The organism is Microbacterium hominis (assembly GCF_013282805.1).
GTDB classification, from domain to species: domain Bacteria; phylum Actinomycetota; class Actinomycetes; order Actinomycetales; family Microbacteriaceae; genus Microbacterium; species Microbacterium hominis_B.
In genome coordinates this window covers 1,336,369-1,362,197 of sequence record NZ_CP054038.1, presented here as the reverse complement: position 1 = coordinate 1,362,197, position 25,829 = coordinate 1,336,369, and the positions used below count along the sequence as shown (strand labels likewise).

The window sequence follows — 25,829 nt, the reverse complement described above, 5'->3', positions numbered from 1 at the left end:
CTCCTGAATCGGGGGCCCGTGTCGGTCAGGCGGTCGTTTGGCTCGGGACCGAGCGCGCGTGGGCGAGGGTCCAGTCGAGGGCGTAGTCGGCGACGTCCTCCCAGCCGGGCTCCGCGCACGTCCAGTGGCCGCGGCCTTCGAACTCGTGGTACTCGGTGAGAGCGGGCGACTTCTGCCAGTGTTTGGCATTGGACTTGTTCACCGCGGGCGGCATGATGTGGTCTTCGCTGCCGCCGATGAACAGCAGCGGCGCCCGGTCGACGGAGTAGTCCACCCATGTCGCCTGGTGTCCGGGCTGGAAGTTCGCGAGCAGCCCGTACGCGAACACCCAGTTGCCGGGCGCGGGGATCGCATACCGCTCCCACGCGGCATCCGACTCCTCCCGTGTCAGCGTGTTCGCGAACGCGTAGTGCCACTCGTCCTTCGTGAACCCGACCGCCTTGTGGAAGTTGGCCGGATTCTTGAGTGCAGGGAACAGCGACCGTGCCTGCGACAGCGGCGTGACCCGTACGCCCTCGGTGGGAGCGGAGTCGATGACCGCGCCAGCGGCCCCGAGACCTCGGGCCAGAAGCAGCTGGGTGAAGATGCCGCCGAACGAGTGCCCCATGATGATCGGCGGCTTCGGAAGTGCGTCGATGATGCCAGCGAGGTGGTCGACAGTCTCGGGGACGGTGAGGTTCGCGATGACATCGGGGTTGTCCCGCAGCGCTTCGACTTCGATCTCGAAGCCGGGATAGGCGGGGGCGATGACGTTGTACCCCTTTGCCTCGAATCGTGCCTTCCAGTCCTCCCAGCTGCGGGGAGTGACCCACAGGCCGTGGATGAGGACGATGGTGTCGGGCGTTTCAGTGCTCATCAGGGTTCCTTCCGGTGGTCAGCGCTCAACGAACGCCAGAATGTCGTTGTGAAGTCGCTCCCGATCGGTGTCGGGCAGACCATGGGCTCCGCCTTCGTAGACGAGCAACTCCGAGCCGGCGATGCCAGCGGCGGAAAGCTTGCCGCTGATCTCGAACGGGACGATCTGGTCGTCGTCGCCATGGATTACCAGAGTGGCGACGTCGACCTTGGCGAGGTCGGGTCGGAAATCGGTGGCGGAGAACGCGGCGATGCACTCGTAGGCGTTGCGGGTGCCGGATGCGAGACCCTGCAGCCAGAACGCGTCGCGGGTGCCCTGCGGGACATCGCCGGAGCGGTTGTTGCCGAAGAACGGCCCGTCGGCGAGCTCCCGATACAGCTGCGACCGGTTGTGGGCTTCGCCGGCGCGGATCCCGTCGAACACGTCGATGGGCAGTCCGCCCGGGTTGTCGTCGGTCTTGACCATGAGGGGCGGCACCGCAGAGACGAGGATGAGTTTCGCGACGCGACTGGAACCGTGCCGGGCGACGTAGTGAAGCACCTCACCACCGCCCGTGGAATGTCCGACGAGGGTGAGCTCGTTGAGGTCGAGATGGTCGATCAGTGTGGCGAGGTCGTCGGCGTAGGTGTCCATCTCGTTGCCGGACCAGGTCTGGGTCGACTTGCCGTGCCCGCGTCGGTCGTGCGCGATCGCGCGGTGGCCGTGCTCGGCGAGAAACAGCGCGGCCGCCTCCCAGGCGTCGGAGTTCAGTGGCCAGCCGTGACTGAGCAGCACCGGCGACCCGTCTCCGCCCCAGTCCTTGTAGAAGATCTCGGTACCGTCGTCAGTCTGTACGTAAGGCATCACGCCCTCCTTGGTCGATGGGGATCGGGATCGGTTGCTTGGACGGTAGAGCCGCACCGCGCCGATGCGCCTTCACCGTGTGTGCACCGCAGTGTGCCGAGTGAGCACTTTGCGTGATTCGGTGCACAGCCCGCACACCACGGTGCACACCGTGTCAAGGCGAGCCCGCGCAGCCGCGAGTTGACTGAAGGTTGGAGGCGGCCGTGACTGGTATCGAGCGCGAGGTGGTCTTGGTCACCGATGTGTCAAGTGACCTGGGACGTCAGCTGGCGGATGCCACCGTTCGCGCGGGCGCCCCGAGGGTGTATGCGTGTGCTCCGGAGATCACGGTGTTCGACGCGGACCGCGTCATCCCGCTCGCGGTCGATGCCAACGACCCCGCGTCGGTGACCGCGATGTGCGTGCGCGCGTCGGACGTGTCGATGGTGCTGAGCACGTTCTCGTCGTCGACGTGGCCGCCGGTGGCGGTCGGCGGCGGTGACGTGGCTGCGCTGGCGCGCCACTTCTCCTCGACCGTGTTGCGGACCGTCCGAGTGCTCTCGGCGCTCGCTCCCGGCCTTTCCGTCCGTGGCGGCGGAGTCATCGTGTGCGTCGTGTCGGTGCAGGCCTGGCTCAATCTCACCGGAGCGTTCGCTGTCGCTCAATCCGCACTGTGGTCGGCGATCAACGCCCTGCGACTCGAGCTTCGCGGGGCCGGCATCCAGGTGATCGCGGCCGTGGGCGCTTTCGACGAGGCGGATGACCCTTCGGTCGAAGCTGCGGCGGAAGGGATTCTCGCCGCTGTCCGTGACCGGCGATCCGGTGAGTTCGTTCTTGATGCTTACAGTGAGAGCGTGCGGGCACGCCTGTCCGGCCCTCTGGAGATGCTCTACCCGGAGATCGATGAGCAGTAGGCCGCGCGCCACTCGGTCGGGGTGCAGCCGTAGTGCTCGCGGAAGGCGCGGGAGAACGACGAGTGATCGATGAAGCCGACGTGCTGGGCGATCTGCGAGACGGGGACGTGCCATTGCGACGGGTCGCGGAGCATCGATGCCGCGAGGGTGAGCCGCTCGCTGCGGAGCCAGTCGCCGAGAGAGATGCCCATCCGGTTCAGGATGACGTATAGGTACCGGCGAGAGATGCTGAACCGGGACGCCACCCCTTCCGCGGTGAGGTCGGGGTCGTTGAGGTGGGCACTCACATAGAGCATGATGCGGGCCCCGATGGTGTCACCCAGAGGACGACGGGCAGACATCTCGTCGCCGGCGGCGGAGTTGAGCAGCAACCGGATCAGATCAGTCGTCGGGGCGGCGACGGCATCCGATTCGAGGACGGTCAGATCGGCCTGCGCGAGTTGGGCGAGATACGCCGACACCGCTGCCGCGAACGGGGCCGCCCCGAGATCGCGCCCCATGAGCTCTCTGAGCATCCGGTGCGGCAACGCGACGTCGCCGAGGGGCAGCGTGATGGCGGTGATCCGAGCCGGTGAGGTCACGCTCGTCTGCAACGGGTCGAGGCTCCACATGGCGACCATGGATCCCCGTTTGCTAGTCACCTGATGTCCGAGCTGCTCGGTGGTGACAGCCTGAGGAGACATCTGCAAGATCAGTCGCGGCTCGGAGTGCCGCACGAGCGCGTCGCTGCGGGTCGCGCGGTAGTTCCCGATTCGAACGTCCGTGACGACCCCCCGCGCGAACTGCCGATGCTGAATGTCGAAGGTCATAGGGCGGGAAGGATCGTTGGCGGCGACCGCGTAAGGCACCGCGTTCGCGGCTGCGAGGTCGTGCATCAGCGAGAAGCCTTCCTCGCGCGGCATCCCATCGATGGTCAGTCGTTGCACGGCCCCTCCTACCGGCACGCCGGGCCCAATAATGCGCACTGTTCGTGGCCGGGAACGCGGGTGTCTGACTTCAGACGAAGGGTTCGCCACCCCACGGCAGCGCCCAGCTCAGCCAGATGCTAGTCGCCGACCAGGCCGGGCGCCTTCACGCAGAGTGCCGCGAGTTGTGCCGTGAGTGCCCGAGCCGTTCACGGCTGGTCCTGCGCGTCGAGGGGAGAACGCACAAGTCTCTTCGCGAGCCCGCTGCGCTCGGCCTCGGACAGCGTGGTCCATTCCGACGGTGAGCATCCGAACCTCCGGCGGAAGGCGCGCGAGAACGACGAATGGTCGGCGAAGCCGCACTGCCGGGCGACAGCTCCCACGGCGAGGTGCGCCACGCCGACCTGCATCAGCGCGGCAGCGCGGATCAGCCGCTCCTCCCGCAACCATTCCTCGGCGGAGACGCCGAGCTGCTCGAGCGCGCGGAAAACACTCCGGCGAGAGACCCCGAGTTCATCCGCCACGCTCTGCATCGTCAGCTGGGCGTCCCCGGCCCGCGCACGCAGAACTTCGAGCACCCGCAGCCCCAGTGTCCGCGCCAAAGGCTCGCGGCCGGCGAACTCGTCGCCGGCGGCAGCGGCAAGCGTCAACCGCACGAGATCGATCGTCGGCGAGACCAGCGCCGCCGACTGCGCTGGGGCCACATCGCCCAGCGATGTCAGCGACGCGATATGAGCGGCGATCACGCGCCCGAACGGACTCGAACCGAGATCGCGCCCCATCTGGTCGCGCACCAGCACGTACGGCAGGCCCAGCATGGCGAGCGGAACCGTCAGGGCGATGTGGCTCGTCCCGGAAACACCCGTCGACACCCGCCACGGCGAGACGCTCCAGTAGGCGACCAGCGTCTGGCTGCCCCTCGGTAACTGGGCGTCCCCCGCTTCGATCTGCAGGTCCGCCCCTGCCGAGATGATGACACGGGGCTCGGAGGAGTCGCGAGCTTGGCGCGCAGACCGGAAGCCCTCCCAGTTCTCGAAGCGGGTCTTGACCACCTCGAGATCACCGAGGTACGCCGACGCGTGATCGATGTCGACCGGACGCCTTGAGTCTCTGGCGCCCGCTCGGAAGGGAACCGACGAGTTCAGCGCAAGCTCATCGATGAACGCCGGACGATCGTCGACCGGAACACTGCTCAAATGAAACGCGACCAAAGACATTCCTTGTTGTCAGGGTCATCCCGATCAAGCGCGCGGGATCGATGCGGTGTTCTCACACGGCATGATCATGGCCCTCGAACAATCGAAAAACAACATCCGAGGGTCGTATGGTGCGCTCAGAGCAAGCCGCGGCCCCAACCGATCCCCTACCGAGCGGCGCACGGAAGCGGTGCCCCGCGGGAGGTGCCGGCGTGTCGCGGTGGAGGTTCGTCACGTTCGGGTCCGGGTTGGTCGGCGTGGCCGTGCCCGGCCTGGTGTATCCGCTGGGGGCTCCCTACCGGCTGGCGCTATGTCTGTCCGCGCGGGGACTCTCTTTGCACGGGCATCATTCCTCGAAGTCACCCACGTAGTACTCGTCGCAGAGGGCGGTGTCGCGCGGGGCGAAGCCCAATCCCGTCAGCCCGTACCGACCGTTGATGTTCGGCGAGACTTCCACCGTGCCCACTTCCCTCCCGTCATCCGTGACTGTCATGCTCAACGTGTCGACGGCGTCAACCTCGCGCTCATGCTCAGGGAGCTGTTGCAGCGCGGCTTCGAGCAACTCCACATACAACGCGTATGGCAAGTGAGTGCTCTCCTGGACCGCAGTCCCCATCGTGCGGTGGTAGTCCAGCGATGCCGCGATGGCGTCTGCCCGCGACGGGTAGTAGGCCTCGTCAGCCAGTTCGCGGACGACATCGAGACCGCAAGCGACGGCGATCTCGGTGTCATTGGGCGGCGTGGCACGCGGAGAGGGTGAAGCCTGTGCCACAGGCTCCATGCCGGTCTCGCCGCCAGAGGTCGCGCACGCCGCGCTGACCGCGATCACGCCTGCCAGCATCACCGCAGCACCCATTGTTCGCAACCGCATCATGGTCATCCCTGTCAATACTGGTAGGAGATACTCGTGAAATCGTAGGAATGCAGAATCTGGCGATGCGTGCGATAGATTCCGCCGCTGCCGAGGACTCTCGCCTGGCACATGGTCGCTTGATCGAGCGTGAGGTAGCAATCTCCGGCTGCCATGGCGTCTGCGCCGTGACCTTCCTCGGTCACCTGTCGCGGGTGGGACAGGCCAATGGCGTGGCCGAGTTCGTGCAGCATCGTCGATCCAACGTCGGTCTTCTTCGAGCCCGTGTAGCTCCCTGCGCGTACGTGCTGCCTGGGACGTCCATGCTGCGGCGAGACCAGTCCTGGTAGCCGTCGTCGTCGAGGACCGCGTCGCCGAATTCGTCCCGCCATGAGGGTCCGACCCCCTCGTGGGGGATCCACATACGGGCATTGCGCGGTGAGGGAACGATGTCGTGCGGCACTTCGGCTTCGCACGCGATGTCACGCTGTCCGCAACTGCGTGGTCATCTGATTCAGGCGCAGCGGCTCTTCGTGCTGATGGCGGCTGTGTGACGTCAGCATCCACCCATAGTCGGTGTGCCCGAGAGGGCAGGGGCCTTTGATGAGACCGGGCGCCATCTGCCTCGGTAGCGGATCTTCACGATCGGGCGGAGCACCTTTTCACGCGTGAAGACGCCTTGCATCTCATGGTTCGGGTAGCGGCGCTGCTCGTCGGTCCATGCCGTGGGGTACATCTCCTTGGTCGAGAGTGACGTCCATCCGTAGTCGACCGGCTCTAGCGGCACCTCGAATCCGTGCTTGCCCTTGCCCGGTTCGTACTCGTGCCAATGCTCCCAGTACTTCAAGTTGCATACGACTCCCTCAGCCTCCACGCTCAGCCGCACGTTGCGCGCAGTCGCGTCGCCGTCGTTCCAGATTCGGCAGATCGTGATGAGAACGCCATTCGGCCCGACCATCGACAGCGGTTCCCACTCAATCTCGAAGTGAGGCTTCGGACGGAACCATGCATTCTGGAGCAACGTACCCACCGAGATGAGGATGGCGACGACAGCCAGCGCGGCCGTGGCCCAATCGTTCGCTTGGAACTGGGAGAAGAAGTCGCCTATCGCATCCATCTCGTGGATCGTATCGGCGCGAGGCAGACGAGGAAGCTCGCATCTCCGGGGTGACGACAGACCGTCAACGACATGCCGCGGCTCCGAAGGTCGATCCCAATACGGGCATTGCACGGTGAAGGCACCCCGCGTGCGGCTCGAAGCGCGTCCGCTAGACATCCCGTTTACGTGCACCATTCGAACGCCGCGCCGCTGCACCGGGAGGGCGGCTCTGGTTGCGGCAGGCCAAGTGGGAAAGCTTGGAGGATCAGAGCATGTCAAGTTGGTCCGACAACATGGCCTCGTGGAGTCCGATCCGGAGGTCATCGATGTCGGCATGACCTCCATATAGTTCGTTCGCCAGTGCTCTCAGCGGCCAAGTGACGAGCACGCCATACCTCGCTGCGTAGATTCCGACTTCGGTCACTTCGCCGTAGGTTTCCTCCCACCCGGTCCCGTTCAGCAGGGCGTAGGCGACAACCTGATAGACGTCTTTGGCGGGCGGTAGAAGCCGCAATCGGCCTGTTGCGTCGGTCGTTCCGCGCGAGGTCTTCAGGTCGACGAGGAGGCCTTCCGAGATGATGTCAGCCTCGGCCAGCACGGCGTCGGTGGAAAGCATCGCGTGGAAGTGCGCTCTTGGGCTCAGTTTTGGGTACAACGCCTCGCTAGCAAGCGCATCCAACGCTCGGAGATCATCGAGCCGGTATTCGGGGACTAGGTCCGGCAATTGCCTGAGCACCTCGTCCACGGTGTGTGAGTGGAAGATCGGCGGGTTGATGGGACTGGCAGCGAAGGAGTGCAGCGAGCGGATGGAGCTCAGCAGCAGCCCGTAGGCCCACACGGCACGGAAGAAGTCATCGTCTCGGCGGGCGTCGGCGATGGTCGCGCAAACGGCCTCCGCAACCTCGTAGTGCAACGTGGTCCAGATCCGAGGGCCCTGGAAGGGCGCGATCGCCTCGGGACTGAGGGTCGACGCGACCAGGATGTCGAATGCCGAGCCCGCCGCTCCACCACGTTCGCCGATCCCCGGGATCAGCGCCGGGCCGGCCTGCTCTCTGAGCCGTCGCCGGACCTGCAGGGTGTTGGGGAGTGTCTCACGCAAGTACTTTGACGTCTCGGTGTGGTTGCTTCCCAGCAGGCTGGTAAGTGGCGGTCGCGTCACAGGCCCGCCGCTGCTCGACGAAGCGTGGCGCCATCCTCGCAGCCCAGCCCAGCGAGGGTGACGACGGCAGTGGCGAGTGGAAGGTCAACTCGACCGATGATCTGGCCGATATCAAGAACGCAGACGCTGGTGAGACGATCGCCCCACAGGAAGCCGCGACCTCGAAGTCCGACTGCGGTCGGGTTGGGAACAGCCACCCGCGGCTCGCCGCTGGCGTAGTGCGAGTTCGTCGTTAGTCCCATGCCACGCCAGTGGCCGTTGGCGCGGCGGACGAGGACGAACGGGCGATTCTTGCCTTTCGTGTCAGAGTTCTCGAGTGGGTTCCGGACGCCGGCGATAGCGATGTCGCCAGCGTGGAACGTGCCGTCGTCGTAGCAGTGAAGGTAGTCATGCGCAGATCCTTCATTGCTCATCGCGTTTCTCCATATCGTTGCGCGCGCGCCGTCGTAGTCGGATAACACCGTTGACCCGCAGTCGCAGCAGCACTGAATTCCAAAGTACTACTGATATTGACTTCGCTGTAGAGCGCCATACGAGCATCCTTTCGCCCGAGTATTAATTCGATGATCGATCGAAAGATCGATGTGACTATTGTTATCGTTGTTGATTCGAGATTTGTGGATCTACCGGGGAGAAATGCGAATGAGTCGGTTTCCATGACGTGGGCAAGAGGGGGCGACTCGTGGCATTGAATGCGAATAGTGACAGCCATGGAGTGACCATACACGGGGGGCGTCGAGGGCGCAAATGAGCCCGCCATGCCGACGACGCACATTATCAATTGCGCTTTTGTTCCGGTTTTTGGGTAGAAAATTGCCGACGCAATACTTGGGCGAGATCGGCGAGGTGAGCCGATCGGCGCCGCTTGTCGGGCAAAACGACAGCGCCGCCTTGCGGATGGCTGTCTGAGGGGATCGCGCCATCCGAGCGTGCTGGCTCAGAGCTGGGACCACGATCACTATGCGGGCGGTGCGCGAAGCAGGAACGAGGCGTGCGGGCCGCGAGCCGTGCGATTGAGGTTCCTCATACGGGCAATGCCCGTATGAGGAACGGCCGCGTGCAGTGAGTCGCCCGAGCGCAGGGACCATGCACCTCTCAGTCCCGACCGTCTCATGGCGACCGGGACGATGATCTTGGCGACGACCATCGTGGTGGGCGCGTGCACACACCTTCGTGATGGTTCCATCCCGCTTGGATGATTGGTCTCACGATCTGCAGACGAGAGCAGAGCGTCCTCGGAGATCGCGCGAGACCGAAATCGGACACGGCTGGGGGCGGGGCAACCACGCGGACGACGCTCTATGTCGCGAGATGGATCCTTCCGACGCTCAATGTCGGAGGCGCGTCGTAGTCTGCAAGCCATGTTCCCCGATGCCTTCCAGGCCCGACTCGTCGGTCCTCTTGCGGCCGGCAGCCGTGGCTGAGCCCACCGCCGACCCGACCGAACCTCGGCGCCGGCTGTTCGCCTACCTCACCGCCGAGCACGCCCCGCAGTACATCTCCATCATGCGCATCCTCAACGGTGAGATGCTGGCCCGGGAGATGTCTGCCGCGGAGATCACCGATTCGCTCCAACGCGAATACGACGTCGACGAGCAGGTAGTGGAGGCACGGCTTGCCCAGCTGGTGCAGTGGGGAAACGTCGTCCCCGGTGTGCGCAACCAGCGGGTCACGACGATCGCCGATCTGCTGCGCGCCCGCGGCCGCTACCAGGTCTCCAAACTCGGGTCACGAGTCGCCCGCGAATCCGACGAGGTCCTCGCCGCCGCCGACGGGGCACGAGAAGTCGCGCGCGAGCTGCTGGGAGTGATCGCAGAGCAGCTGAGCGCTCTGGCAACGTCTCTTCGCGACGACGGAGATCCGGAGACCAACGAGGTCGCCGCGCGTGTGACGAGCGTGTTCAGCAACCACCGCGTCTTCCATGACTCTCTGCGGGACTTCTACGGCTACCTCAACACAGTCCTCACCCGATTCGACCTGGTCGGCGACGACTACATGGACCTCAAGACGATCCTCATCGGCTACGTTGACATCATCGGCGCCGACGTGCGGCGCAACTGGCCGACGATCCACCGCACCCTCCGCGAGCTCGACCCGCACCTGGACGCACTCATCGTCAAGCTGCAGGCCTGGCAGACCCTCACCGACCAGAACACCGAGCGCACGCCCGGGCGCACGCGGAAGGAGTGGGAGGACCTGACCCGCTGGTACGACGGCAACGCCGACAGCTCCGGCCCCGCCTCGCTGCGCAGTGCCACCGACCAGGCACTGAACCAGCTCATCGTCAACGCCCGCCGCATTATCTCCAACGCCGGCTCTGGCGTCTCACGTCGCAGCGACCTGCTCCGCCTGGCCGTGCAGTTCGATGCGGCCGAGCCCGCCGACGCGCGCCGCCTGTTCGCCAACACCTTCGGGGTTTACAGCTGGCGGCACCTGCTCTACGGCGACCCGGAGATGGCTCAGCCGATTGCGTCGACCTCGTGGTGGAACGCCCCTGCTGTGCCCGTCGCGGTGAGCCTCCGTGAACGCGGCGACCGGTCCGCGCGGGGACGGACGAGTCCCATTCCCGATACCACCATGTACGACCAGCTCGCCGTCCAGGAAGCCGAAGAGAACGAGCGCCAGCAGCGCATCGCAGCCACCGAGCTCATTGCCGTCGGCACCCTCGACGACGTGAAGTTGGGTCCTGCCGCTGAGTCGCTGCTGATCGGTGCGCTCACCCAGATGGCGTCCGGCTCCGAGGACGCCGAGCCGTTCGACTTCATCCAAGCGGGGTTCAGTATGCGCCGAGAGCGCATCGACGGGGAGAGCCGCATCGTCTTCGAGGGCGGCTCCCTCGTCGTCGAGGGGTTCCGGTTCGTCGTCACGCCCCTGGGATCTGACCTCACCCTGACCGAGGACACGGAGGAGACCGCGTGATCGAGGAAGCCGTCGAACCCGAGCTCATCGCTGCAGCGCGGGCGCTGCAGCGCGCGCCGTTCGTGGATGCCGCGCACCACAAGGACACGTTCGCCCTCGTTCGCCGGCACGGCGCCGAGCTCCGCTCCCGCTTCGCCCTCCACCTCGGGTACCGGCTCCTGATCGAACCCGGATACGCCCGACTGCTAAAGGCCCCGCTGCCCGAGGGCTCTCCGCCACGGCCACCGCTACACACGACCAAGAACGGCGCCGTCACGAACCCCCGCGTCTTCCGAGACATCTGCCTGATCTCCGCAGCCCTGCAAGCACCGGGTGTGGGCGATCAGCTGCTGATCTCCCACCTGTCCACCCAGGTGCGCGCCGACGCCGCGGAAGCCGGCATCGCCTTCTCTGAAACGCTAACCGACCGCCGCGACTTCGTCACCGCGATGAACGCCCTCATCGACTGGGGCGTCATCGCCGAGACCGAAGGAACCGTCGCCGCTTGGTCGGCCGATACCCGCCAGGAGGCGCTGCTGACCGTAGATCGCAACCGACTCCCGAACCTCCTCTCCAACTCGGTTCGCGACCACGACGGTCCGCGGGTCCCCCCGCTGAAGTCGCTGGCGCGAAAGCTCGTCGAGAACCCGGTCGTGCTGCGCGCGGAACTTTCCGACGACGAGCAGACGGTGCTACGTCAGGACCGCGCCAAGCTCGAGGCGGCGCTTGAGATGTTCGGGCTGCACCTAGAAGTGCGCCGCGAGGGAGCACTTGCCTGGGGAGAAACCAGTGAGGTCAGCGACGACCCGTTCCCCGGCGAGGGCACGCTGCGCCAGGCGGCGCTGCTGTTCCTGACCGAAGCGGCGGCGGGTGGGAAAGCCGACGAAGACGGGCGGCTCGTCCTCACCATTGACCAGGCGCAGTCGGTCATCGCGGGACTCCTCACCGAGAACTCCGGCATGTGGAAGGCGGCATTCGAGCCGGATGCCCCGGACGCCGCTAGGCGCACGCTGGGCCTGGTGCTCGGCTACCTCGAAGGCTTCGCACTGACCCGCGAAGCTGAAGGGGTCATCCAGATCAGCCCTGCCACGGCCCGCTACCGTGCCGACGTCAGCCGTTCCCGATCCCGCGTCGCCGAGAACCTGCAGACCACACAGACGACCCTCTTCGACGAAACCGGACAGCAATGAGTATCGCCACCGTCACGCGCATCGCACCGGCCCCGACCACGGAGTTCGCCGACCGGGCACGTTTCGTGCGGGCTGGCATCGTGAACATCCACCGCTACGCGAGCACCACCTTCGACTTCCCCGACGGGCGATTCTGCCTGCTCGGTACCAACGGGTCAGGCAAGTCCCGCGGCATGGACATGCTGCTGCCGTTCCTCCTATCCGGCGATCGCCGCCGGATGGGCTCGAGCACGAGCGGCATCGTGACCGTCGAGTCGCTTATGCGCAAGATGATCGGCTCCGCCACCAACCGCGTCGGCTACGTGTGGGTCGAGTGCGCGCTGGCCGGCGGCACGCATCTCACGATCGGCGCCTGCTTCAAGTACTCCACCGCTTCCCGCACCTCCACCGTGGAGTACTTCATTACCCCGCTGCGGGTGGGGATCGACCTGATCCTCGTCGAAGACGGGAACCGGCCGCTCGCCAAGGAGAAGCTCACCGAGCAGGTTGGGTCGCACCGGATCACCAACTCGGGCACCACCCACCGAGAACGCGTCGCCCAGGAGCTCTACGGGATCACCGACGAGCGAGGTATCGAGCGATACCGGGCCTATCTCGACCTGCTATACAAGCTCCGCGCCCCCGATATCGGCGTGAGGATCAACGGCGGAGAACTCACCCAACTACTCTCCGAGTCGTTGCCACCCCTCTCCGACGAGGTGCTCACCCAGGCGGGCACCCACCTGGACGGGCTGGCGGATATTCGCGACGAGCAGCATCGACTCGAGCGCCAGGTGACGCAGATAGACGCCGCGCTGGAGGTGTACGCCGGCTACACCGCGGCCGCTCTGGATGCGGTCGCGAAGACCGCCGAAGCCGCCGACCTCGCCGAAGGGCGGGCCCGCGAAGACCAGCGAGTCGCTCAGACCGCACTCGACGAATCGCTTGCCAAACTCGCCGAGGCCCGCCAGGAGGAGGCGGCAGCGAAGAACGCGGCCGCTGATGCGCAGGCCCGCCTGTCCGCGATCGAGCGGTCCTCGGCGTACAAGGATCACCTCGCGCTGAACGACCGGACGGCAACCGTGACTGCCCTGGCCTCCGCGGCCGACAACTCCCTCACGGCCGCGTCCGGCGCACGACGGATGCTCGATCAAACCACCGCACTCGCAAACCGCGCCGCGGAGGACGTGCTTTCCCGCGCACAGTCGGCCTCGTCCGCGATCGAGCGACTGCGGTCGACGGCCGCGGACGCGGGGCTCGCCACCGACGTCCCCGACGTACGCGCCTCGACCCTCCAAGCCGCCCCCCAGACGCGCCATCTGCGCCTGTCGGTCGACGCCGATGAGGTCGAGGAGCAGGTGACGCCCGTTGTCACGCCCACGGTCGCGCCCACCGATCTCGAACAGGTGCTGACCCAACTGACCGGGATCCGCGACGGCGCCGCGGTCAAGAGGGACGCCGCAGCCGCTCGTCGCGGCGACGCCGCGCAGCTGGAGCGGGACGATGTCGGCATCCGATCCCTCGAGGCGGCAGCCGACGCAACTGCTCGGCGCGGTATCGAAGCCCTCGCCCAGGTCGAGGCGGCTCGCGAGGCGGCCGCCGACGCCCACGAGGCACTCGCCGAGCAGTGGGTCGCGTGGACTGGGGATGAGCGGGTGCGGCAGATTGCCGGGTCGTTCGACTGGACCGCCTCCCCGATCGGTGGGTTCCTCGACGGCGGCCTCGAGCCGTTCCCGGACCTCACGCACCTGGACCGGCTCCCTGACACTGTGGCGACGGCCGCCCGGACGCTGCTGGACCGGCGGGCCGCATCCGTGAGCGTCCGCCGCGACGAGCTCCAGACACGCGCCGACGCGCTGGGTCAGGAGCAATCGGACCTCACTGTCAATCGGCGCGAGCTCACCCCGGACCGCGCCCGCTGGGTGTCGGCCGAGGAGGGCACGCCGTTCTGGCGAGCGGTGGACTTCAACCCCGAGGTCGACCAGGCGGTGCGCGCCCGCGTCGAGGCGGCACTCGACGCCGCCGGCGTGCTCACCGCCGTCATCGCCGGCGACCGGGTGCACGCCGCCGACGGAGAACTGCTGGTCGACGCCGCGGGGCCGGTCGCCGGATCACCGCTCAACCGCATTCTCCGCTCTGACGGCGAAGTCGATGTCACGGCGATCCTCGAACGGATCGGCTTCGACGACGACCTGCACCCCACGAACATTGCCAGCGACGGCTCGTTCCGCCTCGGCCAGCTGCGCGGCAGGCCCGCCACTGCCGAGTCCCGCTTCATTGGCCACTCCGCGCGGGAACGCACCCGGCAGCAGCGTCTGGAGGAGTTGGCGAACCTCATCGCCGACATCGACCTCCAGCAAAAGCTGATCGCCGAAGAGCTTGACGCCGTCCAGACGGAGCGGTCGCAGATTGCCGAGGTGCTGTCCACTGCCCCGTCCTCCGAGCCCGTCCGCAGGGCGGATGCGGACGCCGCCGCATCGGCTCGGCAGGCGGATCTGATTCGGGGTGAGCAGCTCGTCGCAAAGACAGCCGCCCTCGAGGCCCGTGCGGCCTGGGACGCGCGGATGCAGACGCACCGGAGCCTGTGCGCCCTTGCCGGGCTTCCCTGGCAGAACGAGGGCCTGACGCACCTGCACGCCTCCGCCGAAAGCGCCGGCCGATCCTGCGTCGACGCCGGGCGCGCGCTCGAGGAGCTGCAGGAGGGGACTCGCCGCTTCGATGAGGCGGCCGAGCGACGCGTGGCCGCGGATGCCGATGCCATCGCCGCGGAGTCGAAAGCCTCCTCCGCGTGGCGGGAGTGGTCGGCCGCCGCAGCCGAGCTCGACCAGCTGCGCAAGTCCGTCGGCGCCGACGCCGACGCGATCCGCGCCGATCACGCGACGGCCTCGACCGCGCTTTCCGAGGCGTGGGACCGCGTCGAAGCCTGGCGCGAAGCGGTGCCAGCCCTCGCCGAGAGCAAGGGCAACGCGGAGAGCGAGCTCGCCACCGCCTCGACCAACGTCGACGCCGCTGCGCACGAAGCCGCCCACGCGCTCGGGAAGCTCCGGTCGCTGTGCCAGCGGCCTGGAGTGCTCTCCGCCGCCTCAGGCAACGACCACTTCTCCCGGGCAAGCACCGCGACCGCCGAGTGGGTGCGCGCGCTCCTCGCCGGCCAGCCACGGACGAACGTAGACAGCGTCCATCGCGCCCTGGACACGCTGATCGCCGATGTCGCCTCCGATTTCGAGGTGATCCGCCACACCGATGAGGACACCGGCGTGCTGGTCGTGCAACTCGTGGACGCCGAAGGCGCCCACGAGCTCGCGCACACCGCCGCGACTCTGCGCGAACGTTACGTGACCGGGCGGGCTGCACTCGCACAGGAGGAGCACGACCGGTTCCAGCGGTACATCATGGACTCGGTCGGCGAGGAGCTACGTCAAGCGATCCTCCTGGCCCAGGAGAGCATCAAGGCCACCTCGCAGCGGGTCTCGCAGTACCGCACCTCCAACGGCATCGGGGTGAAGCTGCGGATCACCGCGAACGACGCCCTCGGCCCCGACCTCGTGCGCATCCGCGAACTGGTCAGCATTGCCGGCCCGATCCGCACGGAGCAACAGACCGCCGAGCTGACCGGGCTTCTTCGCACCGTCGTCGAACACGAGTACTCCGACAACCCCGGCGCCGGCTACGAGGCCGCCCTGTCGAAAGCGTTCGACTACCGCAACTGGTTCACCGTGGAAGCGCTCATCCTCGGTCCCGAACCTGACCGGGTGCGCGGCATCCGCGGTGCGCAACTGTCATCAGGTGAGCTCCGCTACGTGTCCTACCTGACCCTGACCTGCGCCATTGACGCCCAGATGAGCGCGTTGCCGCCTACCGCACCGCGACTGCTGTTGATGGACGATGCGTTCGCGATGGTCGACCCCAAGGGCCGCCGCAACCTGGTCCAGGTGATGGTCGAGCGGGACATCGACTTCGTGATGACCGGCTTCGACCTGTGGCTGACATACCCGGAAGCGCCCGGCGTGGACCTGTACGAGATTCACGCGCACGGCGAGGACGCCCCCGCCGCGGCGGTGCACTATCGCTGGGACGGACACCACAAGCGGATCCAGCTCACCCGACATGACAGTCTCCAAGGCTGCGCTGACCTACCTGCGTGACTCGTCGCTCACCGCCATGTGGGACGCGATCGGGGCTCGGCTCGAACGAACCCGCCTCTCCGTCGGCGGGTCACTGCACATCCAGATCGATTCCGCCGGTGCCGCGCACCTGTCAGGCCTGCTCGGTCGGCCGCTCGAGGCGGGCGCGGTCACGCTGAAACTGGCGGAGCTCGACCAGCGGCTGCGGGCGCTCGACGGCGGAGCGGGCCTGGTGGCAACCGTCGAGCTGGTGCGCGAGACGCCGCTGGTGGATCGAAAGAAGATCCGCCAGGATCGCGCGGATGCCGTCTTCGAGATCTACCGTCAACTCGAGGACGCAGTGGGTGTGGGCGGTCTCTCACCTGCGCAGGCGCACGCGTTCGTCGGAAGCGTCCGCTCGTCAGGCATCCTCACGCGCGCCGGTGCGGGTGCCGGCGGCGCCATCGCCCGCTTTGCGGTGGGGTGGGCCGAGCTCGTCTCCTCCGACGCCTTCGTCCTCGACGAGCAGCGGACGTGGTTGCTGGGCGAGTTCGCATTCCGCTTCACCGGCTCTGCGCACGGTTTCGACGAGGGGTCCCGCGCATCCAAGCTGATGCTGCGCGCCGTCGCCGCCCGGTTCGACGAGCCGACTCCGAAGAGCGGCGAGGACCGACGGCGGCTGTGGAACCTTGCCGGCATCCTTACGGACTCAGTCTCGGGCACCGCGCTGACGTGGGGGCTCCGCCCGCCGGGCGAGGACCCCTGGTCAGTGATGCTTTACGAGCGGGCCCGGCAGGGACTAGTGACCCACCTCACTCTGCAGGAGCTGGACCTCGCCGGCGACGCCGCCCTGGCCGCACCCGGCACGACCGTGTTCGCGTGCGAGAACCCGCAGGTGCTGCAGGCCGCCGCGGATGCCAGGGCCCCGGCGACGCTTGTCTGCCTCTCCGGGCAGGCATCCGCTGCTGGTTGGCGGGTAATCCGGCATCTGCTGGCAGCGGGTGTCACGGTGAAGTACCACGGCGACTTTGACTGGCCGGGGATAGCTATCGCGGCTCGCCTGCACGGCGCCGGCGCGCAGATGTGGCGGATGGGCGCCGCCGACTACGCTAACGCGCTGGCATCCCTGAACGAGACGGAGCCGCTGGACGGTCCGGCCTGTCTCACCCCGTGGGATGCGGCGCTGGCTGACACGATGGCCGCCCGCGGAATCGTCGTGCATGAAGAAGCTCTGATCGGCGTGCTGCTGGAGGACCTCCTCGCGACGGAGCCTGCCCCGTTATAGGTGCGCGCTTCGTGCACGAGAAGGGCACGCGGCGTGAGGGTCCGTGCGCACTCCCGGGGCACTGCCTCCTCGGGCGGCTCATTGGCGGGCATCCGCCGCCCGAGGCGCGAATCGGACTGATCGCGTTGAGCTGACGTCGGCGGCCATCATCGCTGCTGAGACGGGAAGTTCTCTGTGGACAACTTCTGTGAGGAGTGATCTTGTCGTCGTAGTCCGCGGGGATGGATCCCTTTCCGTGCGGTGCGCGGAGGTCGCCCCCGTACGCGCATCGCGCGCTCCGCGCCATCACCGGGCCGGCGCCTCCGACCCTTGGTCGACCGACTACGGTTCTATGCGCCGGATTCCACCCAGGAGACCATGAGGTGCGGGCTATAGACGAAGACGAACCTCTCACCTTTGTAGTCGATCTGGATGAGGCCGCTGCCGGCATCCATCGCGACCACGATCTGCTCACGAACAGCGGCCCACACCGCCGCGTCGCTGAAGGTGAACTTCTTGTATGCCGTTGCGGGGCCGATGTAGAGCGAGACCTTCGATGCCATGGACGCACCCTATCGGCGCCGGCGTGACGGGGTAGCACCGAGCCGTCGCCGAGTGGACCGACTCGTTCCGTGACCGCGCGAACGATCCCCAAGCGGGCGGACCTACCCGGCGAAACGCATACCGCGGGAATCGAGCTCTTTCGCGAGGATCCGCACGGCCTTCGGGCCGACCCCATGGATATTCAGTACGTCGGATTCGGTCAAGGAAGTCATTTGCTCGAATCGAGTGATGCCGTGGACGGCGAGCTCGCGACGCGCGACCTTGCCGATCGAGACTGGCAACTCAGACACGTCTTCCACGCGGACACCCTACCGGCGGCGACGGCGACTGGTTCGGATGGATCCTTTGGCGGGCGATGCTCGTTTGAGGGACGGGAGCGTGCGTTCAGTCAGTCGGCCAGTCGGTTGGGGATGTCTCGACTGGAGTGGAGGACGTGTCTGACGTCGACGAACTCAGGTGTGTCGAAGTAGATGATGACGTACGGGTAGGTCCGGAGGGCGAAGACTCGCACGCCGGGGATGCCGAGCTCGATCTCGAGCCGCGGGGATCCGATCGTGGGGTGGCTACCGATGGCGTCCAGGGCCGCTTCGAACTCGTCCACCAGGCCGAGCGCCGCATCCGCCGCACCTTCGTCCAAGTAGTAGGCGATCGCGGACTGCAGTTCCGTCTCCGCGGTGGTGCGGGTCCGCACCCACTTCTTGGTCACTGGGCGGTAGCGTCGTCGCCGGCGGCGCGGATCGCACCGCGAAGCCGTTCGAAGTACGCACCGTCCATGGTCTCGGAGAACTCCGCGTCCGCCGACGCGAGGATGCGTTCGCGGAGGAGGGAGCGGTCGCGGTCGTATCGGATCAGTTCGCGCACGTACTCGCTGGTTGTGCCGAAGCCTCGCTCGGAGACCTGCTCGTCGACGAATTGCTTGAGCGAGTCGGGGAGCGAGACGTTCATCGTGACCATGCCGTCAGGATACGACCCTTGGCAAGAATTGCCAAGGGTTCCGGCTCCGCGGGGGATGGGCGGAGCCGGTTCTGGCTAGAAGATGTGAGCGTCGCAGGTGGCGAGAAACGCCGTGCGGCGCTTCTGGAGCTCCCGATAGACGGTGGCGCGAGAGACGCTGAACAGCTCGGCGACCTCAGCCTGGGTGTACTCGCCCCGGTCCTGGACCTCGAACAGCAACTTCCGCTGCGTCAGCGACAGTTTCGGCTGCTTGCCCTTCAACCTGCCTTTCGCCCTGGCGACCGCCATCCCCTCCTTGGTTCTCATGCTGATCAAGTCACGCTCGAACTCCGCGACCATCGCGAGCACGTTGAACAACAGTCGCCCAACCGGGTCGGTGGGGTCGTACCTGCTGCCGCCGAGGCTGAGCGCGACGCCCTTTGTCGTCAGCTCGTCGGCGATGTCCCGCGCGTCCTTCACCGACCTGGCCAGCCGGTCAAGCTTGGTCACCACAAGGGTGTCGCCTTCACGGACCGCGGCCAGAGCCTCCCGAAGCCCAGGCCTGGCACGGTTCGTTCCGGTCAGCCCGTGATCGACGTAGATGTTCGCATCGCGAACTCCCATACGCAGCAATGCGTCGCGCTGGGACGTGAGGTCTTGATCAGTGGTCGAGACCCTGGCATATCCGATCTGTATTCCATCCATCCGCTCAGAGTCCCACCGAGTCACGTCGCACTCCGCTCGGATCCTCTTGCGGGCATCGCCCGGAAGAGGGACCGCTGCGTGCGGCAACGTGGCGTGCGAACGCGATCGATTCGCCCGTCGTGCGTCGGCGACGGTCGGTAGCCTTCAGGGGTGAGAACCACCGATTTGGGAAAAGTGCGAGCCACGCTTTGGGCCGCCGCCGATGAACTGCGTGCGAACTCGAAGTTGACGCCCGTACAGTACCGCGACCCCGTGCTCGGGCTCGTGTTCCTCGCGTACGCGGAGAGCCGCTTCGAGCACGTGCGCGGCGACATTGAGACGAACCGGAGTACGCGCAACCCCGCACAGCCCGCCGACTACAAGGCGAAGTCGGTGCTCTACGTCCCGAACGAGTCGCGGCTGTCGCATCTCGTCGCACTGCCCGAGGGCGACGACATCGGCAAGGCGGTTGATGAGGCGATCAAGGCGATCGAGACGGCGAACCCCGAGCTGAAGGACATCCTTCCGCGCGGCTACCAAAAGCTCGAGCGTGCGACTCTCATCGAGCTGCTGCGCCTGTTTGCGCCGCTGCCGACCCAACTCTCCGGCGACGCGTTCGGATTCATCTACGAGGACTTCCTCTCGAACTTCGCCGCCCAAGAGGGCAAGGGCGGCGGCGAGTACTTCACCCCCTACTCGATCGTCCGGCTCATAGTCGAGATCCTCGAACCGTTTCATGGCCGGGTTTTCGACCCGGCCTGCGGGTCGGGCGGCATGTTCGTGCAGTGCGCGAAGTTCGTCGAGCGGCACAACGAGTCCGCCACCCGCAAGCTGTCGATCTACGGCGCGGAGAAGACAGAGGACACCGTGCCCCTGGCGAAGATGAACCTCGCCCTGCATGGCCTGTCCGGTGAGATCCGTCAGGCCAACAGCTACTACGAAGACCCACACAAGGCGGTAGGGGCATTCGACTACGTGATGGCCAACCCACCGTTCAACGTCGACAAGGTCAAGAAGGAACAACTCGCCGGCGACAAGCGGTTCCCGTTCGGCATGCCGAAGGCCGACAACGCGAACTTCCTGTGGATCCAGCAGTTCTACGCCGCGCTCACCGACACGGGCCGGGCCGGGTTCGTCATGGCCAACTCAGCGGGGGATGCCGGACACTCCGAGAAGGAGATCCGCAAGCAGCTTGTCGAGACCGGAGCAGTCGACGTCATGGTCGCGATCAGCTCCAACTTCTTCTACACCGTCACCCTGCCGGTCACGCTCTGGTTCCTCGACAAGGCCAAGTCGGGCACCCCCCGCGAAGACACGGTGCTGTTCATCGACGCGCGGCAGATCTTTCGCCAGATCGACCGCGCCCACCGCGACTTCCGCCCCGAGCAGATCGAGTTCCTCGCGAACATCGTGCGACTGTACCGGGGAGAGGACGTCGAAAACCGCAACAGCAGTGGCGATCTACTGGCGGAGAACTTTCCTAAAGGGCAATACGCAGACGTACCAGGCCTGTGCAAGGTCGCCACTCGCACCGAGATCGAAGCTCAGGGCTGGAGCCTGAACCCCGGCCGCTACACCGGAACCGCCGCGGCCGATGACGACGAGGAAGACTTCGTGATCAGGCTGGAGGAGCTCTTCGAGGAATTTACACGCCTAAGCGACGACGCTGTCGACCTGCGCGCGAAGGTGGATGCCGCGGTGCAGGGGATTCTCGACGCATGAGCCGCATTGCTTTTCGAGACCTTCTCGCTGAGCCCGTGCGGAACGGTGTCTACAAACCCAAGGAGTTCCACGGCTCCGGTGTGAAGCTCGTGAACATGAAGGAGCTGTTCGCGTTCGATTTCTTGTCGGATCAGCCCGACGCCCGAATCGAACTCACTCCCGCCGAGTTCGCAAAGTCTCAACTCCGCGACGGCGACCTTCTGTTCGCACGACGTTCCTTCGTGCTCGAAGGTGCAGGCAAGTGCTCCCTGGTTATCGACCCTCCCGAGTCACTGACGTTCGAGTCGTCGATGATCCGCGCCCGTCCCGATCCCGACAAGGCCGACTCCCGATTCCTCTTCTACTATTTCAGGTCGCCTGAAGGCCGGGCGCGGATGGCTTCAATTGCCGCTCGCACAGCGGTTTCGGGCATCACCGGCTCGAACCTCGCAGCCCTGGAGATCGATGTCCCCGGCGTCGACGCACAGCGCGAGATTGCAGAGATCCTGTCGCTGTTCGATGAGTTGATCGACAACAACCGACGGCGGATGCAGGTGCTGCAGAATATGGCGCGGGCAATCTACCGGGAGTGGTTCGTGAAGTTTCGCCACCCCGGAGACGAGACCGTCCCCATCGTCGACTCCGCTCTCGGCCCCCTCCCCGAGGGGTGGTCAGCGGGCATCCTCGACGACATAGTCACCGTCAGTAAAGCGAGCGTCGATCCCGCCAAGATTGACCCCGACATGCCGGCGGTCGGCCTAGAACACATCCCGCGGCAGCAGCTGACGCTGGACGATTGGGGCACGGCCGGAACCCAGGGCAGTCGCAAGGCCGTGTTCGAGCGAGGAGATGTGCTCTTTGGCAAGATACGGCCCTACTTCCACAAGGTGAGCGTCGCGCCGGTCGACGGGATCTGCTCGACCGACGCCATAGTGATCCGTCCGCATGCCGCGCACTGGGGCCAAGCGGTGTTCACCGCATCGAGCGCCGAGTTCGTGGCTCACGCAACGCAGACATCGAATGGCACCAAGATGCCGCGGGCCGATTGGAAAGTACTCGGCAAGTGGCCGATACCCGTTCCGCCTGTCCATATTTCTGAATCGTTCAACGACGTCGCTCGCTACCACCTCAGCCTTTCGGAGACGCTCATGTTCGAGAACCGCCGACTCACGGCGCTGCGCGACCTACTGCTGCCGAAGTTGGTGACCGGCCAGATTGACGTGTCGGCGCTGGACCTCGATGAAGTTCGCGAGAAGTCGGTGGCGTGATGGTTCCCGTCGGCGGGGAGTACTTGTACGTCGAGAAGCCGAGCATGGAATTGCTCGGACAGCTCGGATGGATTGCGGTTGATGCGTTCCAGGAAACGCTCGGCCCGAACGGCACTCTCGGCCGCGACTCGCAGCACGACGTCATCCTGACCCATCGCCTGTACGCCGCCGTCCGCCACCTGAACCCTGCCGATGTGCCGGACCTGGCGGTGGCAGAGGCGGTCGCGGCGGTCACCAAGGATCGGTCGGTGATGGATCGAGTGCGGGCGAACCGTGAGGTGTACGACCTGCTTCGCGACGGGTATCGGGCTGAATGGGTCGACGAGCGCGGGGACAAGCGCATCGAGTTGCTGCGCTACCTCGACGTGGTGAACCCTGCCGCAAATGACTTGCTGGCAGTGCAGCAGATGTGGGTGAAGGGGCCAATGCACAGCCGACGCCTAGATGTTGCGCTGTTCGTCAACGGTGTCCCGCTGGTGCTGATGGAGTTCAAGGAGCCGAATGAGGACGTTAAGAAAGGTTTCGACGACAACATCACCGACTATCGCGACACGATTCCGCAGTTGTTCGTGCCGAACCTGTTCGTGCTGGTCTCCAATGGCAGCCACGCGAAGGTCGGCTCGACGTACTCGCCGTGGGAGTTCTTCGGTGACTGGATGGTCATCGACGCAATGGGCACGCGTGGGCTGATTGCGCTCGAGACCACGCTGAGGGGCACATGCGACCCCGGCATCCTGTTGGATCTGTTCGAGAATTTCGTCGCCTACCTCGAGCGTCCGGGCGGCCTGATCAAGGTGACGGCGCGTCCGCACCAGTACTTCGGTGTGAACGCGGCGATTGAGAACGTGAACCGGGCGCGAGCGGCGCAGGACAAGCGACTCGGGGTGTTCTGGCACACGCAGGGATCGGGCAAGAGCCTGTCGATGCTGTGGTTCACGCAGAAGGTGCTGCGGCAGGTGCCGGGCAAATGGACGTTCGTGATGGTCACCGACCGCAAGGAACTCGACACCCAGTTGCACGGCGAGTTCGCCGACGCCGGGGCGATCCCCGCCGGTGCGCCGGTGCACGCAGAATCGATTGCAGGGTTGCGGCAGTTGCTGGCGGCCGACCACCGGTACGTATTCACACTGATCCAGAAGTTCCAGCCGGCAGCGGACGAGCGCGAGATGCCGGTGCTGTCAACCCGCTCTGACATCATCGTCATCACCGACGAGGCGCACCGCTCTCAGTACGACACGCTCGCGCTGAACATGCGTCGGGCGCTCCCAGCCGCATCCATGATGGGCTTCACTGGCACTCCATTGATTGCGGGTGAGGAGCAGGCGACCCGTGCCCAGTTCGGCGCGTACGTGTCGATCTACAACTTCCGTGATGCGATCAAGGACGGCGCAACCGTCCCGCTCTACTATGAGAACCGCATCCCCGAGCTCCAGCTCATCAACCCGGAATTCTCCGACGAGCTCGAGCAGATCCTCGACGGTGCCGAGATCGACGACGAAGTCGAGGGCGCTCTCGTGAGGGCACTGGGCAACCAGTACACGTTGCTGACCCGGCCCGAGCGACTCAAGACCATTGCAAGCGACCTCGTTCGCCACTTCGTCGCCCGCGGCTTCACTGGGAAGGCGATGTACGTCGGCATCGATAAGGCCGCCGCGGTGCGTATGTACGGCCTCGTGCAGGATGCGTGGGCTGCCCACCTGGACGAACTTATGGCCGAGCACGACGCGTTGCCCGAACTCGAACGGCCCTGGCTCGCCTCCCGGATCGCGCTGATGGAGTCGACCGATATGGCGGTCGTCGTCTCGCAGAGTCAGAACGAGTTGAAGATGCTCGACGGCCAGGGGCTCGACATCCGCCCCCACCGAAAGAGGATGAACGACGAAGACCTTGCCGAGAAGTTCAAGGACTCTAAGGATCCGCTGCGGATCGTGTTCGTGTGTGCGATGTGGATGACCGGATTCGACGCCCCGAGCGTCTCCACCGTGTACCTCGACCGACCGATGCGCAACCACACCCTGATGCAGACCATCGCTCGCGCCAACCGGGTATTCCCCGAGAAGGACAACGGCCTCATCGTCGACTATGTCGGTGTGTTCCGGAATCTCGAAAGCGCCCTCGCGATCTACGGGGCCGCCTCTGAGGGTGAGACGCCGATCGAGATCATCGACGCCCTCGCCGGCGAACTGGACACCGCCGTCGCCGACGTGATCACGTTCTGCGCTGGCGCCAGCGTCGACCTCGTCGCCATGCGCGACGCCACCGGCTTCGATCACATCGCCAAACGCGACGCGGCCGTCGAGTCGCTGCTCGCAGACGACGAGACCTGGAACGACTTCCTCGTCCGGGCACGCCTCATTCGGAGGCTCTTCAAGGCGCTACTCCCGAACCCGAAGGCCGCGGCTCAGCAGCGCACCGTCGCCGCGGTCCGGGTGCTCGCGGAGCGCATAACCGAGGTCACCAAGCCTCCGCAGCCCGACATCAGCGGCGTGCTCGACGCCGTGGACGCTCTCTTGGACCGCTCTGTCGGGGCGGAGGAGTACGTCATCCGGGCCGCCGCCGAAGGGATCACCCCGGACCCGCTGCTCGATCTGTCACAGATCGACTTCGAAGGGCTGGCCCGCAAGCTCGCGGGACGCAAGCGTGCCGAGACAGACCGGCTCGCTCAGCTCCTTCTCGCGCGCGCTGTCAGCGCAGCGACACGCAACCCGACTCGCTACGAGCTTGTCGAGCGGATCGAGCAACTCATCGCCGACTACAACGCTGGCAGCGTCAATATCGACGAGTACCTCAAACGGCTCATCGAGATGACCGACACCCTCACCCACGAGGAAGAACGCGCCGTCCGGGAGGGCATGACCGAGGAGGAACTGGCGATCTTCGACCTCCTCACCCAGCCCGACCCGGTCCTCACCCGGGAGGAACAGCAGCGAGTTAGGGTCAGCGCGAAGTCGCTGCTGGAGCACCTCCACGACAAACTCGTCCAGGACTGGCGACGCAAGGTCGACGTCATGAGCGACGTCGACAGCACCATCCGATCCGTGCTCGACGCCGGCCTACCCGGCCCATACACCGTCGACATCTTCCAGACCAAGGTGCGGCTCATCTACGACCACGTGCTCTCGGCCTACGGCGACAACGGCGAGAGCGTATACACAACGAAGGTCGACTTCCCCGACCCCCGCGACGCGTCAGTCGAATACGACGGCGTCATCGATGTCCACCGCATCGCGGAGGACGTTGTGCGGCGCATCCTGGCCGATTCGACCTTCGCCGCGACCGTAGCCCAGCAACTCGGGGCGGCCACGGGACCTGCATCCGAGGGGCGACCATCTGATCGTTGACTCCAAGATGGACGCGGTGCGTTACTGCTGACGATGGATCCGCTCGACCCGATCGAGATCCGCACACCGCGGGAGCCATTTCGTCGGGAGTTACGTGGTCCTC

At 66.0% G+C, this 25,829-nt stretch carries 22 protein-coding genes; 8 read left to right on the top strand and 14 right to left on the bottom strand.

Annotated features, from left to right (window positions below):
* Window positions 1-25: 25 nt before the first annotated feature.
* On the bottom strand, window positions 26-856 hold the full coding sequence (locus HQM25_RS05920) for an alpha/beta hydrolase (RefSeq protein ID WP_172989404.1): 831 nt from the start codon (window positions 854-856) through the stop codon (window positions 26-28).
* Between the two features lie 18 nt (window positions 857-874).
* Window positions 875-1,699 carry an alpha/beta fold hydrolase gene (locus tag HQM25_RS05915; protein ID WP_172989403.1) on the bottom strand — a complete coding sequence of 275 codons (825 nt, stop codon included), beginning with the start codon at window positions 1,697-1,699 and terminating at the stop codon, window positions 875-877.
* Window positions 1,700-1,902: 203 nt separating this feature from the next.
* On the opposite strand from HQM25_RS05915, the gene HQM25_RS05910 reads away from it, so the two are divergent.
* Window positions 1,903-2,592 (top strand): hypothetical protein, encoded by a 690-nt coding sequence (locus tag HQM25_RS05910; protein WP_172989402.1) that lies wholly within the window; start codon window positions 1,903-1,905, stop codon window positions 2,590-2,592.
* Here HQM25_RS05910 and HQM25_RS05905 read toward each other — a convergent pair.
* The 7 genes from HQM25_RS05905 to HQM25_RS05875 form a co-directional block, all read right to left on the bottom strand.
* Window positions 2,568-3,518: a helix-turn-helix transcriptional regulator gene (locus HQM25_RS05905; protein ID WP_172989401.1), complete on the bottom strand. Its 951-nt coding sequence runs from the start codon at window positions 3,516-3,518 to the stop codon at window positions 2,568-2,570. The genes HQM25_RS05910 and HQM25_RS05905 overlap by 25 nt on opposite strands.
* A gap of 188 nt (window positions 3,519-3,706) precedes the next feature.
* Entirely contained in the window at window positions 3,707-4,714 is a 1,008-nt protein-coding gene (locus HQM25_RS05900; protein WP_172989400.1) for a helix-turn-helix transcriptional regulator, read from the bottom strand.
* A 325-nt stretch (window positions 4,715-5,039) separates the two neighbouring features.
* Complete coding sequence (locus HQM25_RS05895; protein WP_172989399.1) at window positions 5,040-5,573, bottom strand: ATP-binding protein; 534 nt, start codon at window positions 5,571-5,573, stop codon at window positions 5,040-5,042.
* Window positions 5,574-5,578: 5 nt separating this feature from the next.
* Window positions 5,579-5,797, bottom strand: coding sequence for a hypothetical protein (locus tag HQM25_RS05890; protein WP_172989398.1), 219 nt, complete (start codon window positions 5,795-5,797; stop codon window positions 5,579-5,581).
* Window positions 5,798-6,099: 302 nt separating this feature from the next.
* Window positions 6,100-6,660, bottom strand: coding sequence for a hypothetical protein (locus HQM25_RS05885; protein WP_172989397.1), 561 nt, complete (start codon window positions 6,658-6,660; stop codon window positions 6,100-6,102).
* Window positions 6,661-6,907: 247 nt separating this feature from the next.
* A complete protein-coding gene (locus tag HQM25_RS05880) occupies window positions 6,908-7,741 on the bottom strand; it encodes a hypothetical protein (protein WP_172989396.1) in 834 nt (277 codons plus the stop codon).
* Between the two features lie 56 nt (window positions 7,742-7,797).
* The gene (locus HQM25_RS05875) at window positions 7,798-8,214 is read right to left on the bottom strand and encodes a hypothetical protein (RefSeq protein WP_172989395.1); all 417 of its coding nucleotides are present in this window, start codon (window positions 8,212-8,214) and stop codon (window positions 7,798-7,800) included.
* A 1,003-nt stretch (window positions 8,215-9,217) separates the two neighbouring features.
* On the opposite strand from HQM25_RS05875, the gene HQM25_RS05870 reads away from it, so the two are divergent.
* The 4 genes from HQM25_RS05870 to HQM25_RS05855 are packed head-to-tail and all read left to right on the top strand — an operon-like array spanning window position 9,218 to window position 17,256.
* Window positions 9,218-10,720: a DUF2397 domain-containing protein gene (locus HQM25_RS05870; protein WP_172989394.1), complete on the top strand. Its 1,503-nt coding sequence runs from the start codon at window positions 9,218-9,220 to the stop codon at window positions 10,718-10,720.
* Entirely contained in the window at window positions 10,717-11,889 is a 1,173-nt protein-coding gene (locus HQM25_RS05865; RefSeq protein ID WP_302182841.1) for a TIGR02678 family protein, read from the top strand. The genes HQM25_RS05870 and HQM25_RS05865 overlap by 4 nt, the downstream gene beginning before the upstream one ends.
* Window positions 11,886-16,013: a TIGR02680 family protein gene (locus HQM25_RS05860; RefSeq protein ID WP_172989392.1), complete on the top strand. Its 4,128-nt coding sequence runs from the start codon at window positions 11,886-11,888 to the stop codon at window positions 16,011-16,013. Before HQM25_RS05865 ends, HQM25_RS05860 begins: the two co-directional genes overlap by 4 nt.
* Window positions 16,014-16,029: 16 nt before the next feature.
* The gene (locus HQM25_RS05855; RefSeq protein WP_172989391.1) at window positions 16,030-17,256 is read left to right on the top strand and encodes a TIGR02679 family protein; all 1,227 of its coding nucleotides are present in this window, start codon (window positions 16,030-16,032) and stop codon (window positions 17,254-17,256) included.
* A gap of 329 nt (window positions 17,257-17,585) precedes the next feature.
* On the opposite strand, the gene HQM25_RS05850 is transcribed toward HQM25_RS05855, so the two are convergent.
* From HQM25_RS05850 to HQM25_RS05830, 5 genes are all read right to left on the bottom strand, one after another.
* Window positions 17,586-17,798, bottom strand: coding sequence for a hypothetical protein (locus tag HQM25_RS05850; protein WP_172989390.1), 213 nt, complete (start codon window positions 17,796-17,798; stop codon window positions 17,586-17,588).
* A gap of 102 nt (window positions 17,799-17,900) precedes the next feature.
* A complete protein-coding gene (locus tag HQM25_RS05845; protein WP_172989389.1) occupies window positions 17,901-18,098 on the bottom strand; it encodes a hypothetical protein in 198 nt (65 codons plus the stop codon).
* Between the two features lie 89 nt (window positions 18,099-18,187).
* The gene (locus HQM25_RS05840) at window positions 18,188-18,505 is read right to left on the bottom strand and encodes a type II toxin-antitoxin system RelE/ParE family toxin (protein ID WP_172989388.1); all 318 of its coding nucleotides are present in this window, start codon (window positions 18,503-18,505) and stop codon (window positions 18,188-18,190) included.
* Window positions 18,502-18,753 carry a ribbon-helix-helix domain-containing protein gene (locus HQM25_RS05835; protein ID WP_172989387.1) on the bottom strand — a complete coding sequence of 84 codons (252 nt, stop codon included), beginning with the start codon at window positions 18,751-18,753 and terminating at the stop codon, window positions 18,502-18,504. Before HQM25_RS05835 ends, HQM25_RS05840 begins: the two co-directional genes overlap by 4 nt.
* A gap of 75 nt (window positions 18,754-18,828) precedes the next feature.
* Window positions 18,829-19,437 carry a recombinase family protein gene (locus HQM25_RS05830; protein WP_172989386.1) on the bottom strand — a complete coding sequence of 203 codons (609 nt, stop codon included), beginning with the start codon at window positions 19,435-19,437 and terminating at the stop codon, window positions 18,829-18,831.
* 150 nt (window positions 19,438-19,587) lie between these two features.
* Here HQM25_RS05830 and HQM25_RS05825 point away from each other — a divergent pair, with 150 nt between their 5' ends.
* Genes HQM25_RS05825 through HQM25_RS05815 form a run of 3 tightly spaced genes read left to right on the top strand, consistent with a single transcriptional unit; the run spans window position 19,588 to window position 25,726 of the window.
* Window positions 19,588-21,138, top strand: a complete 1,551-nt coding sequence (locus tag HQM25_RS05825) for a type I restriction-modification system subunit M (RefSeq protein WP_172989385.1) — start codon at window positions 19,588-19,590, stop codon at window positions 21,136-21,138.
* Entirely contained in the window at window positions 21,135-22,385 is a 1,251-nt protein-coding gene (locus HQM25_RS05820; RefSeq protein WP_217275200.1) for a restriction endonuclease subunit S, read from the top strand. Before HQM25_RS05825 ends, HQM25_RS05820 begins: the two co-directional genes overlap by 4 nt.
* Window positions 22,385-25,726, top strand: coding sequence for a type I restriction endonuclease subunit R (locus HQM25_RS05815; protein WP_172991531.1), 3,342 nt, complete (start codon window positions 22,385-22,387; stop codon window positions 25,724-25,726). Before HQM25_RS05820 ends, HQM25_RS05815 begins: the two co-directional genes overlap by 1 nt.
* Window positions 25,727-25,829 lie beyond the last annotated feature (103 nt).

Coding starts and splice junctions, on each gene's coding strand:
- HQM25_RS05920 (WP_172989404.1), bottom strand. CDS start 856: ATGAGCACTGAAACGCCCGACACCATCGTCCTCATCCACGGCCTGTGG.
- HQM25_RS05915 (WP_172989403.1), bottom strand. CDS start 1,699: ATGCCTTACGTACAGACTGACGACGGTACCGAGATCTTCTACAAGGAC.
- HQM25_RS05900 (WP_172989400.1), bottom strand. CDS start 4,714: ATGTCTTTGGTCGCGTTTCATTTGAGCAGTGTTCCGGTCGACGATCGT.
- HQM25_RS05895 (WP_172989399.1), bottom strand. CDS start 5,573: ATGACCATGATGCGGTTGCGAACAATGGGTGCTGCGGTGATGCTGGCA.
- HQM25_RS05890 (WP_172989398.1), bottom strand. CDS start 5,797: ATGCTGCACGAACTCGGCCACGCCATTGGCCTGTCCCACCCGCGACAG.
- HQM25_RS05885 (WP_172989397.1), bottom strand. CDS start 6,660: ATGGATGCGATAGGCGACTTCTTCTCCCAGTTCCAAGCGAACGATTGG.
- HQM25_RS05875 (WP_172989395.1), bottom strand. CDS start 8,214: ATGAGCAATGAAGGATCTGCGCATGACTACCTTCACTGCTACGACGAC.
- HQM25_RS05860 (WP_172989392.1), top strand. CDS start 11,886: ATGAGTATCGCCACCGTCACGCGCATCGCACCGGCCCCGACCACGGAG.
- HQM25_RS05855 (WP_172989391.1), top strand. CDS start 16,030: ATGTGGGACGCGATCGGGGCTCGGCTCGAACGAACCCGCCTCTCCGTC.
- HQM25_RS05850 (WP_172989390.1), bottom strand. CDS start 17,798: ATGGCATCGAAGGTCTCGCTCTACATCGGCCCCGCAACGGCATACAAG.
- HQM25_RS05835 (WP_172989387.1), bottom strand. CDS start 18,753: ATGGTCACGATGAACGTCTCGCTCCCCGACTCGCTCAAGCAATTCGTC.
- HQM25_RS05830 (WP_172989386.1), bottom strand. CDS start 19,437: ATGGATGGAATACAGATCGGATATGCCAGGGTCTCGACCACTGATCAA.
- HQM25_RS05820 (WP_217275200.1), top strand. CDS start 21,135: ATGAGCCGCATTGCTTTTCGAGACCTTCTCGCTGAGCCCGTGCGGAAC.
- HQM25_RS05815 (WP_172991531.1), top strand. CDS start 22,385: ATGGTTCCCGTCGGCGGGGAGTACTTGTACGTCGAGAAGCCGAGCATG.